Origin of the sequence: Paenibacillus sp. S28 (assembly GCF_016624415.1) — a bacterium.
Classification (GTDB): Bacteria; Bacillota; Bacilli; order Paenibacillales; family Paenibacillaceae; genus Paenibacillus_AQ; species Paenibacillus_AQ favisporus.
Genome location: NZ_JACVTM010000013.1, coordinates 102,574 through 116,541 on the forward strand (window position 1 = coordinate 102,574; position 13,968 = coordinate 116,541).

Consider the following 13,968-nt stretch of genomic DNA (forward strand, 5'->3'; position numbering starts at 1 on the left):
GCTGGCAGGGTCGTTTCTTTGATTCATTCTAAATTTATAGTCCGAAACTTAAAAATGAGTGTTTGCCCTTGAGAGGTTTGCCCTTCCCCAAATGTTCATAATCCATATGATATGATTATCTATTTACCGCTTTGCCCATACCCAATCCTGATTTAATCATAAGATACATTGTACTTTAAACCCAAGGAGGTAGTAAGGGATGAGTGGAGTTGTAGGAGGAGTTGGCGCAGGGTACGGTTACGGCTTGCACAACAATGTTGGTGCTATCCTTGTGTTGTTCATTCTGTTGGTAATTATTTTGGCAGCATTTTGTTGGTAAACCAGATATCAGGATTGACGAAAACCCTGCCGGCTACCTGTTGGCAGGGTGGACGCGCCGTTGTGATCTGAAAGCATTAGATCTTTCTTTTTCTAAACAAATAACATTTTTAAACCCTGACCGCTTTGTGCTGCAGGGTTTAATTTATTTTTGAATCTTTTTTAAAGGTTTAAAGTTGCACTTTAAAGTTCGTTTCTCAAAATTTCGTAAACTAGCGGAATCGGCCTCATTCATTGGTATAACTGCCGTGACCTCTTGTCCAACGCGTTCATATGATGCTTTGTCAAAGAAAGGAATGATGAGATGGATGCCTATTATAGCTGCACGCGATTCATGAGCCAGAGAGTCCGCATTATAACAAGAGGCGGTTATGTGCACGAAGGAAGAATCGTAAAAGTGGATCGTGATCATGTGTACTTGGAGACAGATCGAAGAGATGGACCTGTAACGACCTCCGCTTTTCTCCCCTACGGATTCAGGGCTCGCAACTCCATTCTGACGTTAAGCCTGTTCACGCTGCTCGCGATTGCTTTAATCTAAATCCCTAAGCGATAAAAAATCAATCACCATATTCACAAGAATAAACAAAAAATAGACTGCTTACTTCGCAGTCTATTTTTTGTTTATTTTTTATTTCGTTTCTTCGGAAACACGCTCCACATTGGTAGAGACCTGCACAAAAGCGTTTTCAATAACGATTTCGCGCAGCTTTCCGGTCAAAAAAAGGCCGCACAGCAGCAAGGGAAGAACGGCCACCGATATAAACGTAACGGCCAGCTTCTTCCTTATTTTCATATCATTCATCATCCGGATAAAAAACATAGCGCTACCTCCCGTGTTATCTGTTCTGCTGCGCGCAAAAAGCCCCTTTTTCGCTTAAAAAAGGGGCTTAAACTCCATCCATTGATGCTCTTTCGGGCTTAGATCAATGGTTACACCTTGCCGGGCTTGAGCGCCCGCAGTCTAAACCATCGGCTTTGATAATCTTTATGCTCGTAGGCAAGGGGCAAACCGAGCTGCATCAGCCGGTCTCCCCCCAAGATCGAAATCTCCCCGCCGGTTCCGGGCTCCACTTCGTATTCCAGTTCTGGGTCAAGTCCGTCCAGGCGCAAGGTCCGCTGGGGTGCGTTCGGCACGGCCATCACTTGAAAAGCGTAGACCAAGGCAGCCTTTTGATCCTCCGAAACGAACATCCACGCCGACTCATTCCCCTCGAACGGACTTTTCAGACGGTACAAGTCGCCTTGCTGCACCAAACTGCGGATCTGCTTGTAGGCGGCGACTTGGCGTTTGACCGTTTCCTTTTCGTCATCGGTAAATTTGGTGAGATCCAGCTCATACCCGAAATTTCCGGACATGGCGACATTGCCGCGAAAATCAAGCGGTGTGATCCGTCCGACCTGATGGTTCGGTACCGCCGACACATGCGCTCCGATGGCGCTTACAGGGTAGACCAGGCTGGTCCCGTACTGAATCTTCAGCCGTTCCACCGCATCGGTATTATCGCTGGTCCAGGTTTGGGGCATGTAATACAGCATGCCGGGATCAAAGCGTCCACCGCCGCTGGAGCAGCTCTCGAACAAAATATGCGGAAAATCAGTGGTGATTCGCTCAAGCAGCTCGTACAGCCCAAGAACATAGCGGTGAGCAGTCTCAGCTTGGCGCTCCGGCGGCAGGGCGGCAGACCCGATTTCCGTCAAAGCGCGGTTCATGTCCCATTTCACGTAAGCAACCGGCACGGTGGAGAAAATCGCAGAGAGCGAGTCATAGATGTAATCTCGCACTTCCTGGCGCGTGTAGTCCAGCACCAGCTGCCACCTTGCTTCGCTGCGTCTCCGCCCCGGGACGTGAAGGCACCAGTCCGGATGCTTCCGGTACAGCTCGCTGTCCGGCGAAATCATCTCGGGTTCGAACCACAGCCCGAATTTCAGGCCCAGCCGGTTGATGCGCTCCGCGACATCCGCCAGTCCGTCCGGCAGCTTCCGCCGGTCCTCGTACCAATCCCCCAGCGACGAATTGTCCGCATCCCGTTTGCCAAACCAGCCGTCATCCAAGACAAACAGCTCAATGCCCAGCTTGGCTCCCTCTTCCGCAATCGAAACCAGCTTGTCCGCATTGAAGTCGAAATAAGTGGCCTCCCAGTTATTGACCAGAATCGGCCGTTCTTCGTCCCGGTATTTCCCCCGGCACAGCCGGGTCCGGTACAGGCGGTGGTATGTCCGCGACATCTCCCCCAATCCTTGCGCGGAGTACACCATGACCGCTTCCGGCGTTTGGAAGCTCTCCCCCGGATTCAGCTGCCACACGAAATCAAAAGAGTTCACGCCAATGCTAAACCTTGTGGAGCCGAAGGAATCTACCTCCGCCCCTGCTTCAAATCCGCCGCTGTATACCAGGCTAAAGCCAAAAGCTTCCCCATGTCGTTCCGTCGTTTCCGGTGTGACCAGAGCGGCAAAAGGGTTAAACTGGTGGCTGCTCATGCCCCTTTTGCTGTCGATGCGGGTTTCGCCTTGTTCAAGCGGTCTTCGCTTCATATTTCCTTCCCGGGCCCACGCCCCGGAAAGGTACACCATCTCCAAATCGCTATGACCGGAGAAATCGACGCTGGCACTAAGGGCACGGCGAAGCCGAAGCTTCTTGTCCCCTTCGTTGATCAAACGAGCCGACCGAATGATCACATTGCGATCCGTGAAGATGGAATAAAGCAGGACGACCTTAAGTCCCGAGTAGGCATCCTTTAATATTAGCTCGAGCGTCTCTGCTTCGGACTCGTCCTCCGTATAAACGGCCGGAAGTCCGCTTAATGGCTGCTTTCCCTTTAGGATCCGGTAACCGTCGTACTTGAGCTCCGTAATCCTCGTCCCATCCTCCAGTTCGGCCTGGTACGCCGGATTCCGGAAGTCTCCGCTGCCGTACTGTGGGTATTCCTGCGGCAGCCGGTCAAGCCCAGCCCTCGCGGGAGTGTGTATCAGGAGATCGCCCATCGTTTCCCGATGCTTCAGTCTCCCTCCCCAATACCCATGTACAGGATAACCGTCCACGATCTGAACCAAATAGCTCATGCCGGACGACTGCAGATGAAACAACCCTGCTTGCTCTTGAACGATTACGCCCATTGGTAAACATCCCTTCTTTCCTGCCTATCGGTACTTCATGGATCGTAACAAGGTCTAGAAAATGGCTTGTGCCATATTCGTATCTATGAACCATTACATCTCCGCCATCCGGGGCAATGCTCTGGCATCTTTGTATTCAATCTATCCTTGAAACATGGCTTTAGGATTGATCCCTACGATTCCAGAAATACAGGCTTATATACAAAAATCATATATGATCATACGATAGGTCGTACATGGCATGGTGCTCACTCATTATGTTATTATGATTGATAATTGACAGGCATTCTATTTTTAAGGAGATGGGATCTGCTTGTGTTAGAGTATCTGCCTCGAAGCAAACAGCACACCGAGCTGCATCTGACGCAATTTGGCATGGAGGATTGTATATCCGGTCATTATTTTGGGCCCGCCGTAAGGACTCACTATTTGCTCCATTATATATTCAAAGGGGAGGGGATTTTTGAGGTAGGGGGAGTGAGGCACCACCTTCGAAAAGGACAGGGGTTTCTGATTTGTCCCCATGTCGTTACCTATTATCAAGCCGACGAAGTTAACCCTTGGTCATACGGCTGGGTTGGTTTTAACGGCACGTTGGCCGAACCCCTCCTTATGCAAGCAGGGCTAACCCCTTCATCTCCAATTCTGTATTATGATCGAGATGATATGATCCATCAGTATTTGCAGTTGATGGACCAGTCGAGACCAAGCCATAAAGCCCGGGAAACCAGACTAACGGGGCTGCTGTATTTGATGTTATCTTTGCTAGTGGAATCTGGTCCGGAAACGCCCACCGTTCAAAGGGAAAGCCGGGCTGAGATTTACGTGGAGCAAGTGATCGATTTTATCGAAATGAACTTTTCTCAAAAAATTACTATCGAGGACATCGCGCATTTGATTGGGCTTAATCGAAGCTATTTGTGCTCGTTATTCAAACAGCAAATGAACATAAGCATTCAGGATTACCTGATTCGCTACAGAATGGATATGGCGGCTAAAATGCTGGGAAGCACAGACCTTTCGATCGGCGATATCGCCCGCTCGGTCGGCTATGCCGACCCGCTCCTTTTCTCCAAAATGTTCAAAAAGGTGAAGGGGTCCTCTCCGAAACACTATCGGTCTGCCACTGCATCAACATAAAGACAAAACCAGCCTTCCCTTCCAAGTGATAAGGAGGAGAGGCTGGTTTTTGTACTGCTTTTAAGCCTTTTCGCCAGCTTAACTAGTTGGCGTTCCGGCTATCGATAAGGTTGGCCTTGATCAAAAACCGCTGTACAATCGCCGCAGTTTCAGCTCGGGTCAGGTTGCCAGTCGGGTTCAAGCCCCCTGCAGATCCTTCCACTAGGCCGTTCTTCACGGCTGCGGCCATGGCCGGCTTTGCCCAGGAGGCGACCGCTGTCCGGTCTGCAAATGAGGACAGCAGGGACTCCACATTAGCACCGTCGGCTTCAAGACCGGCCAGCTTCATCGCCCGGGACATGATCACCAACGCTTCCTGCCGGGTAATCGTCCGGTTAGGAGCGAACGTCCGGTTGTCGTAGCCTTCGATCAAGCCGTATTCCACAGCCTTGGCGACAGCGCCTGCATACCAATCAGCAGAATTGACATCGCTGAACGTGGTGCCGCTGCCGTTGTCGGACAAGCCCAACGCCCGGACCACGATGGCTGCAAGCTCCGCACGTGTTATAACCGCATCGGGATTATAATGGTTCTCATCGCTACCTTTGACAATCATACGAGAAGCCATGTCATTTACGGCCTGCTTCGACCAATGCCCTTCCACATCCGCGAATGTTTTTGCATTCCAGATCAGGAAGTAGTCGCTATTGGTCAAACTGTTCACGACCGCATAATACTTCCCTTCACGGGTCGTAACATAGGTGGGGACATGTCGTACGCTGCCGTCCGGGTTCAGGACGGCTGCCGTAGTCACCTTGCTCGGGTCAACGCCGGCGGGAAGCGGAATTTCGCGTTCCACGTAGCTGTCGAACTGCTCGACGCTTACCGTCTTACCGTTGTAGGAAGCCGTTACATTAAAGGTGACAGGCGAAGCCGTAACCTCAAAGTTTCCTTGGGCCGCTGCAGTTTCTGCAAGAACCGCCGCAGCCTCATCGCTCTTGGCAATTTCCACATGAACGACAATGTCCGAAAGTTTAACCTGTTCACCAAGTTTAGAAGAGATATCGTCGATGGCGATTTGCCCGGCAGGCAGCTTGTAGGTTCCGCTTGGCGTCTGCACCTCCAACACCGCTTGCTTGTTTTCCATACTCTTCACCGCTTCACCCGTCAAAACCACCGATACCTTGTCCACACTGGCGGTTACGGGAATAACCACAGTGGACTTATCTGCCGCCTGCTTGAGCTGATCAGCCAGCTTGGATGGGTCGATCGTAGCCGTCAGTACCGATTTGCCGTTCTCCTTAGTGGTCGAACCAGCAGCAATCTGGTCTTTCGCAACGCCATCGACAATGACTTGAAGACCGGCAGGCTTCTCAGGGGTCGTCGTGCTTGGAATGGATGGCGTGCCCGAGTTATTCGAATTGCTTGAATTGTTCGAGTTATTGTTCGAGTTGTTCGAACCGTTTGAACCATTGCTTGTCCACTTCGCATACAGCGTCATATCGGACGTGACCGTATCCGCCGCAAAGCTCCAAGCGTTGGTTCCCGCTGCTTCTTTGTACCAGCCTGCGAATGTGTAGCCCGCTCTCGTCGGCGCTGGCGGAGCACTGATTATCGTGCCGCTGTCCACATTGGTGATGCTGGAAATTGCACTGCCTCCCTGTGAATTGAACGTCACGGTGTGCTGCACCGGTCCTTCTTTGACCGTTACCTTGCCAGGGTTCAACGTTTTGTTCATCTCAGCCCCGAATGCATCCAAGATTGAGAAAAGCGTCGGCTCTCCTGTTTTCACCGTCAGTTTCTTAACGCCTAGTTCTGCCCCGCTCTTAATTTTGAAGCTCACGGTAAACAACTTCTCTCCCGCATCGATCGGCGTATCGCCCGCGTCGCTGTCTACCCAAGCCGTTTTGAGCCAGCCTGCATCGTTATCGTAATTGGAGTCGAAGTAATCTCCCGCATTTCCTGTAACTCCAGTTATCTCCAATCCCTCCGTGTCAAAATCAAGCTGTACGCCGTAAGCTGCTATTCCATAGGTGGATTCGGCCACCGTGACCGGTACGTCCACCGTAGATCCCGGCGTTCCGTTCACCGAGCCGATCTGAATCTGTGCCGCATGCCGCATCCACTTCGCGTACAGCGTTACATCGGATGTCACCGTATCCTCCGCGAATTTCCACCCGTCTATTCCATCTGCATCCCTGTACCAGCCTTCGAACGTGTATCCTGCCTTCGTCGGGGCCGGTGGTTCGCTGATCGTGTTGCCGCTGACCACGCCTGTCGCAGGCTCAACCGTGCTGCCTCCCTGCGAGTCGAACGCCACGGTGTACTGCTCCTGCGCATTCGCCGTCCATTTCGCGTACAGCGTCATATCGGACGTAACCACATCCGTCGCAAAGTTCCACGCATCGGTCCCAAGCGTATCTTTATACCAGCCTGCGAATGTAAAACCTGCCTTCGTCGGGGCTGGGGGTTCGTTGATCATCGTGTTGCTGACCACACCGGTAGCGGGCCCAACCGCGCTGCCTCCCTGTGAATCGAACGTCACGGTGTGTTTAGCACTCGCTGCCTTTACGGTGATCTTGCCCTCTTCCACCGTTGTGGAAGCAATCTCGTTACCCTCATAGAGATCGTGCTTGAGCACAGTCAGGTCTAAATCACCAGGCTCTGCAGAATCCTTGATTTTAAAATGAAGGGTGAACACTTTTGTATCTTCATCGAAAACCGGATTATCAACCAAATTAGCTCTTACATTGGCGACCCCTGTAATGGAAAAATCCTTATCAAACGTATCGTTTTGACTGGCACCCAGTTCATTTGTAACTTCATTCCCGGACACCAGTTCGAGCGAGGCAGCATCGAATCCGATTGAAATATCGTATTGGTTGATCATATCCTCCGGTGTCAAAAACACCGAAACGTCCACAGACTCTCCGGGATCCCCCTCTTCGCTGCTTACTCTCATCGAATTTGACGCTGTATCCGATTCGGCATAGCCCATCGTTCCGAAAGGCAAAAGCATAACAGCCACCAGCATTGTCGAAATCCATTTTTTCCAACGCATAGAATCACCCCTTTCCTACAGAGACGGCAAGAATCGCTTTGACATCCTCATCGTCCCATTTTCCGTCGCCGTTCATGTCGAGCGCCTGCAATTGCTCCGGCGTGAGCGTAATTTTGCCTTTGATATATTTGCTTAACAGAAGCGCGTCCGCAGCTGTCACTTTACCGTCGCCATCCGCGTCTCCCAAGACAAACGCCGTGTAATACGCGGCATACGTCACATCAGCCGTCACTGTCGAAGCCGCTACCTCTTGACCGCTAAGCTTCGTAATGCCACCATCACTGCTCCATCCTGCAAAATGGTACCCCTCATCAGGCGTAACCGTTGGCACCGATGCCGGATGCCCGCCGATCTCTACCTGCTCGCTCGTGTGGCTAATCGTGCCGTGATCTCCAGGCGCATAACTCACCGTCGCCAGCTGCGTTGTAAGCTGTGCGCTCGCTTCCACCGAGAAGGAGCTCTCCCCATTATCGTTAACGGCCGTCACGACGAAGTAGTAGGTCTTTCCACCCTCAAGCCCCTGAACTTTATAATGGCCGGTCGTGCCATCTACTGTCGTGATCGGATCGGGGTCGTACACTCCGCTGGCGGTGCCTTGATAAATCTTGTAATTCGCAACCCCGCTCCCCAAATTCCAGCTAAGCTCCGCTTCCTTATTTCCTGCAACGGCTTGTAATCCTGTAGGGGCCGCTGGAGGCTCCCGACGCTCAGACACATAAATTTTCGAAACGTCGGACCAGGCTAGATACATTGCGTTGTTCAATGTGGCAAAAGAAGTAACGTTGCCGAGATTCGTGTCCGCCAGTCCCTGGTCCGCCGGGCTCCAATTCGTGCCATCGTATTCCTGGACCCGGAAATCCCACTGGAACCCTTGTGAATTCACATCGTTCCAAATGGCAACCAGCTTCTGATTATATACAAATAAATTCGGAGCTTGTGATTGGGCCCCCTCCGGTTTATCCAAATACCCGCTGCCGACAGGGCTCCAGACACTTCCATCGAAGCTGCTTACCTTCAACTGAGCAGGATTGTTATCCCTCCATACCGCGTATAGCAGCCCGTTATAGGCTTGCAGAACCGGGCTTCCTGCCGATGTCGTCGTATTCGTAATCCCCGAGTTCCCCGATACGTTCGCCCAAGTGACCTTTCCTGCACCGTTGACCGTTCTTTTCATGACAGGAATATAAGAGTAATATGGGCTATCCACCATTTGCTCGCTCCAGGTTAAATAAAGATCGTCTTTATAGACTGCGAGCCGCGGCCCAAATGCCGTTCCGTTTGGAACGAACGTCATATCCACCGCTTCGTTGGTCCAGACGCTGCCGTCAAATTTTTTCACTTGAATTTTTCGGCCCGTACTCCCGTCCGAAGTACCTATCCAAGTCGCATATAAATCGTCATGATAAACGAGGAGCACCGGCATTTCACCTCTGCCACTGCCGCTTACCGGATCGTTTCCGCTTGTCGAAACCCATCCGCCTCCACAATTTTTCTTGGCCATAATCTGGTTCAACGGATACCCCCCCATGAATGAGGTTTCAGCTTCCATCCAGATGGCGTACAAGCAGCCCTGATATACTGCAAGCGAAGGACTGCTTGCACTGCTGCTCGACATAAAGTTCAGGCCACTCCCATCATCAGCCGCCGACCACTGACTGCCGTCCCACTTCATTACTCTTATTTCTGTTTCATGCTGCATCTGGTTATTCATATATTCCTTTTGCTCTGACCATGCAGCATACAAATGGTCGTTCCAGATCGCGATGCTCGGGTCCCTCGAGTTGGGGTTCTCACTCGCCCCCGCATTGAGCCCACCCCCATCGATCGGCTCCCATACGACTCCCGGGGCGGCGGAAGCTTGTCCCGGCCCCACCAACAGTTGGAGAATCACCCCGGACAACATGATCAGGCTTATAACGACGGATATGACCGCCCTGCCAATGGTGTTGTTCCTCTTCTGTGCGTTCATTTCTGACCCCCTCTTTCTGAATTTGTAAAATACAGGATCTCATGGTCATGAGGTCTCCTGCTCTGCGCCCATTGTAACAAGCAGCTCTCAACATTTTCACAACATTACTCCCAAAAAACGACAAAAAACGGCCTCCAGACCCATGTCTGAAGACCGTTTTTCGACATTATTAGCGATTACTCTACCGTTCTAACCTTCGTCTAAACGCATCTGCTCCTTCATGGCATGCACCCGGCGGACGCCAGCCTGATCCCCAGCCTTGCTTAACACATCCGCCAGCAAATCATAATAGTGCCCTTGACTTGGCTCCACTTCGATCAGCTTCCAGAGGATCAGCATGCGGGATTCATCCGCTGCCCGGTCCAGGGCTGCAGTCATCGTTGACAACAGGGTAGTGCGAAGCTCGATCCGATAGGCGCTTGCCCAATCGTAATACTCCATCTCCAAATAGTCGCCGGCATATAGCTGAAGGATGTCCTTGATGCCAGCTCCAGCTCCTCCCTGCTCCAATCCCCCAAACAGATCTTCCAGATCGCTGCGAACAGACGACGCATCAATCCAGTACCGATCATCTCCGTACTTCACAACCGCTTCGTATCCAACCGACTTAAACAAGCTCCGCAAATAATAGAGTGAGGTATGCAGCAGCTTTTGCCCCCGCTCCGCCGGATCATCCGGCCATAAATGCTCCAGGATGGCGTATTTATAAACCGGCTGCCTCCGGTGATGCCAGAGAAATGCGAACAATTCCTTTGTTTTCTTGGTACGCCATGTCAACAGCCGGCCGTCCGGAGCATACAGTTCCATACTGCCCAGCACTTTGAGCGACAGTGCCGGCTTATCTTCCGCACAGCTTCCCGGCTCAGCTGCCGAACCGGCGGCACTCGGCGACCCAACGACAGAATCATCGCTGCGGTTTTTCTTTTTAGCTTGCCGATTCGCATAGCGGGACAATACCCTAACAAGCTTGTCCTCCGCAACGGGTTTCAGCAAATATCCGATGGCTTCGGTGTCATATGCATCGATCGCATATTGATCATGGGCTGTGACAAAGACGATTTCCGCGTCCGGACAGCTCGCAGCCAGCTCTCCTGCAGCATCGAGCCCGCTCACCCCAGGCATCTCGATATCCAGAAAGATTAAATCCGGCTGAAGGGCGCCGCATTGTGCCAGCGCTTCGCCAGCCAGTTGAAATCTGCCGACGACCTTCACCCCGCCAACCCTATTCAGCATAATATCCATGACGTCAAGCGCGATCTCCTCATCGTCAATCAGAATGGCTCTCCACATAACGCTCCTCCGTCAAAAAAATCGTTATTCTCGTTCCTTTGCCTGGTTCGCTGTGAATTTCCAGACTTCGCCCGTACCTCATTTGCAGCCGTCGGTTCACATTGCCGATGCCGATTCCTCCAGCCTTTCCTTGCTCCAGCAGTCTTACCGTATCTTCATCCATTCCGGCCCCGTCATCTTCGACGATGATTTCGACGCCTCTGTCGGCAGGGCGAATGATGATATCCACGGTCCCTCCCTCGGGCTTTTGCCCGATCCCGTGGCGGACGGCATTTTCGACAATAGGCTGAAGGGTGAGCGGGGGCAGGAGGCAGTGGGCATTCTCGTCGATCGTATAGCGTACGGCCAACCGTTGACCGAACCGAAGCTGCTCAATCGCCAGATAAGCGCGAACCAGCTCTAATTCCCGCTCCAGCGGAACTTCATCCCCGTGAAAAACGAACGTGAACTTGGCGCGCAGGTAGGTGGTTAAATGATGAATCGTTTCCCGCAGCTTCTCCACATTTTTATAGCTAAGCCCAACCAAGGCATTCAGGCTGTTGTACAGAAAATGCGGGGGAATTTGTGCCTGCAAGAAGTCCATCTCCCGGCGCACCGCGCGCTCCGACGAGCTTTTCATCGCCAGCAGTGACTGTGCCCGGGCCCGAAGCTCCGCCAGTTCAAAAGGCTTATGCAAAATGTCGTTGGCCCCCGCCGCAAAGGCGGCCAGAGTATCGCGCGTCTGCCCCGAGGCGGTCAGCATCAGTACCGGAAGCTCGGCCAGCCCGTGCAGAGAGCGGATTTCCCGGCAAATGTCGAGCCCCGATACGCCGGGCATCATCAAGTCGAGCAGCACCAGATCGGGTTTTCTTTGCCGAAGGGCCTCCATTGCCTCTGCCCCGCCGGCCGCCGTTGTATAGGCATGTCCCATGGAGCCAATCGCGTCCGTGGCCACCTTCAGGTTGGAGGGCTCATCGTCAACGATGAGAACATGGAACATCTCCTTCTGTCCGCTGGACATGGACTGGGGAGGCTGGTGAGGCTCCTGGTCGTCCCGTTGTACTGTGTATCTCCCTCTCCCGTACTCCGGGTACTGCCGATCCCCTGGATATGCTTGGGCTGTGGCGTTTTCTGCGGCCGCTGCCGCTTCATGCTCTCCGCTCCAGGCAATTGGCAATGTAAACGTGAACCGGGAGCCCCGGCCCACTTCGGATTCCACCTGCATCTGACCACCCTGCAGCTCGACCAGCTGCTTCGAAATGCTAAGTCCCAGCCCGATGCCATCACGCGAATGGGAGCCTTCCTCGTCATGTTGGAAGAACGGCTGAAACAAATCATCCATGACTTCTTCCGGGATCCCCCTCCCCGTATCGCTTACTGAAACAGCCAGCAGCTCCCCCCGCCTTTCGGCCGAGATCGAGACGGTTCCCCTGTCGGTGTACTTTAATCCGTTCTCGAGCAGATTGTGCAAAATCTGCCGCAGCCGGTTCTCATCTGCCAGGACAAGGGGAAGCGCGGGAGGCAGCTCGTCTGCAAGCCGGACTCCATTCTTGATGGGCGCAATCGACAACGTTTCCATGACAAAGCGAGTCGATACGTACAGATCGACCGGCTTCGGCTGCACATCGAGCTGACCGTACCGAATCCGGTTCATATCAAGGATGTCATTAACCAGTCCGGCAAGCCGCCGCCCGATCAGATGCAGCAGCCTGATGTTCTCACGGTGCTCCGCTGCAAGCGGTGTCGTCTTGTTTTCCAGCAGCGTCTCCGACAAATTGATGATGCCGTGCAAGGGTGTACGCAGCTCATGCGATGTTTTTGCCAAAAATTCATCCTTTTGCCGGTCATGGACCAGCAGCTGCTGAGCCAAACGTTCACTCCGCAGGAAAGCTCCGCGAATCCGATCCGTCATGAGGAACGATTGCGACAGCACGACCAGCAGCAGCGTGACGATAATGTAATAGGGACTATCCAGCGCCAGCTGATAGCGGGTCTGGGCAAAGATCCAACTGATGATCAAAAAGAAAGCCCCGAGCAAAATATAATAAATCCGCACCCCATGATGGCGATTGCGAAAAATTGAGGTGAAAATGAAACCGAAAGCCACAACCTGCAATAAAACACCGGGCCACAACAGAACCAGCAGACGATCATTGGGGAGCAGGATGAGCAGAGCCAGATATACGTAGGAAACCCAGCGAAATCCCTTGAACCAGTGCCCGCTCCTGTCACTTAGATAAATGCGCACATAGTGAATGAAGAACAAAATGGCTAAGTACGGAAGGATGAACAACAGCTTCTGCAGCAAAAGATAGGATATGGAAGGAACCAGGTTCGCCATAACGATTTCGTTATCGATGCTGAAAAAGATCCCCAGCGCCCAACAGAACAAGCTGAAGAAAATCAGATACGGCTCCCGCCGCCACTGTCTAAACATGCCCGCAAAGTAGATACCAAAAACCAGAAGTGTCGTAATGACGATCACATCGGCCATACGGGCGTTGTCCCGGCGGGTCAGCACATCGGCTGTCCGTCCGAATTCAGGAGCCTGCACAAGTCCGCCTTGCACATTGTTGTAGCTCGCCACCTGGACGATAATTTCGATCGTTTGGTCCTTTACTTCAACTGTTCCGAAGAACGGAAAATTGCTGGGCACAAAGCCGGTGTCAGACAATGCGGTTTGTCCGGTACCGCCAAGCTCTTGCCCGTCCATGTAAATGTGGCTCGACATCCGAATCTTTTTAGCCCGAAGGCTGTAATCACCAAGGTCGCTTACTAGCAGACGCAGCCGGTACGTTCCCGCACCGTACCCATCGTCCGATACTTTCCCCTTCCATCCTCCGGGAACCTGGAGAAAACGACGCTCCGTTTGCTGGTCCGCTCCCTGATCGGCGAAGTCCTGGGGCGTCAGCAGTTGGTCCTTGTAAAATTCCCATTCCCCTCGAAGCGGAATGATCCCCTGCTGCGAAAAGTCCCAGTCTCTGGCATCCAACACGCCGTCCCGCGCCTCCGGGTAGTTGACATTTGGGTGAAGCCATTCATAAATAAAGATCGAGGTAGCGACGGTAAAAACGAGCACCATTGCGATCAGACCTGACAATTGCCTTTTCATAAG

General features: G+C 52.6%; 9 protein-coding genes. 3 read left to right on the forward strand and 6 right to left on the reverse strand.

Annotated elements, in window-relative coordinates:
* Positions 1-199 precede the first annotated feature (199 nt).
* Both IAE55_RS33930 and IAE55_RS25520 read left to right on the forward strand, forming a co-directional pair.
* Positions 200-319, forward strand: coding sequence for a YjcZ family sporulation protein (locus tag IAE55_RS33930; protein ID WP_208629353.1), 120 nt, complete (start codon positions 200-202; stop codon positions 317-319).
* Positions 320-622: 303 nt separating this feature from the next.
* Complete coding sequence (locus IAE55_RS25520; protein WP_116233076.1) at positions 623-859, forward strand: hypothetical protein; 237 nt, start codon at positions 623-625, stop codon at positions 857-859.
* Positions 860-949: 90 nt separating this feature from the next.
* Here the strand turns inward: IAE55_RS25520 and IAE55_RS25525 are convergent, their stop codons facing one another.
* Positions 950-1,141, reverse strand: a complete 192-nt coding sequence (locus IAE55_RS25525) for a hypothetical protein (RefSeq protein ID WP_200634281.1) — start codon at positions 1,139-1,141, stop codon at positions 950-952.
* Positions 1,142-1,251: 110 nt separating this feature from the next.
* Positions 1,252-3,435: an alpha-galactosidase gene (locus IAE55_RS25530; RefSeq protein ID WP_200634249.1), complete on the reverse strand. Its 2,184-nt coding sequence runs from the start codon at positions 3,433-3,435 to the stop codon at positions 1,252-1,254.
* A gap of 315 nt (positions 3,436-3,750) precedes the next feature.
* Here IAE55_RS25530 and IAE55_RS25535 point away from each other — a divergent pair, with 315 nt between their 5' ends.
* Positions 3,751-4,575, forward strand: a complete 825-nt coding sequence (locus tag IAE55_RS25535) for an AraC family transcriptional regulator (protein ID WP_145161971.1) — start codon at positions 3,751-3,753, stop codon at positions 4,573-4,575.
* 82 nt (positions 4,576-4,657) lie between these two features.
* On the opposite strand, the gene IAE55_RS25540 is transcribed toward IAE55_RS25535, so the two are convergent.
* The 4 genes from IAE55_RS25540 to IAE55_RS25555 form a co-directional block, all read right to left on the reverse strand.
* Complete coding sequence (locus IAE55_RS25540) at positions 4,658-7,615, reverse strand: InlB B-repeat-containing protein (protein ID WP_200634250.1); 2,958 nt, start codon at positions 7,613-7,615, stop codon at positions 4,658-4,660.
* A 4-nt stretch (positions 7,616-7,619) separates the two neighbouring features.
* Positions 7,620-9,584 carry a dockerin type I domain-containing protein gene (locus IAE55_RS33935; RefSeq protein ID WP_234489860.1) on the reverse strand — a complete coding sequence of 655 codons (1,965 nt, stop codon included), beginning with the start codon at positions 9,582-9,584 and terminating at the stop codon, positions 7,620-7,622.
* Positions 9,585-9,773: 189 nt separating this feature from the next.
* On the reverse strand, positions 9,774-10,874 hold the full coding sequence (locus IAE55_RS25550) for a response regulator (RefSeq protein ID WP_200634251.1): 1,101 nt from the start codon (positions 10,872-10,874) through the stop codon (positions 9,774-9,776).
* Positions 10,852-13,965 carry a hybrid sensor histidine kinase/response regulator gene (locus IAE55_RS25555; RefSeq protein ID WP_200634252.1) on the reverse strand — a complete coding sequence of 1,038 codons (3,114 nt, stop codon included), beginning with the start codon at positions 13,963-13,965 and terminating at the stop codon, positions 10,852-10,854. The genes IAE55_RS25550 and IAE55_RS25555 overlap by 23 nt, the downstream gene beginning before the upstream one ends.
* Positions 13,966-13,968 lie beyond the last annotated feature (3 nt).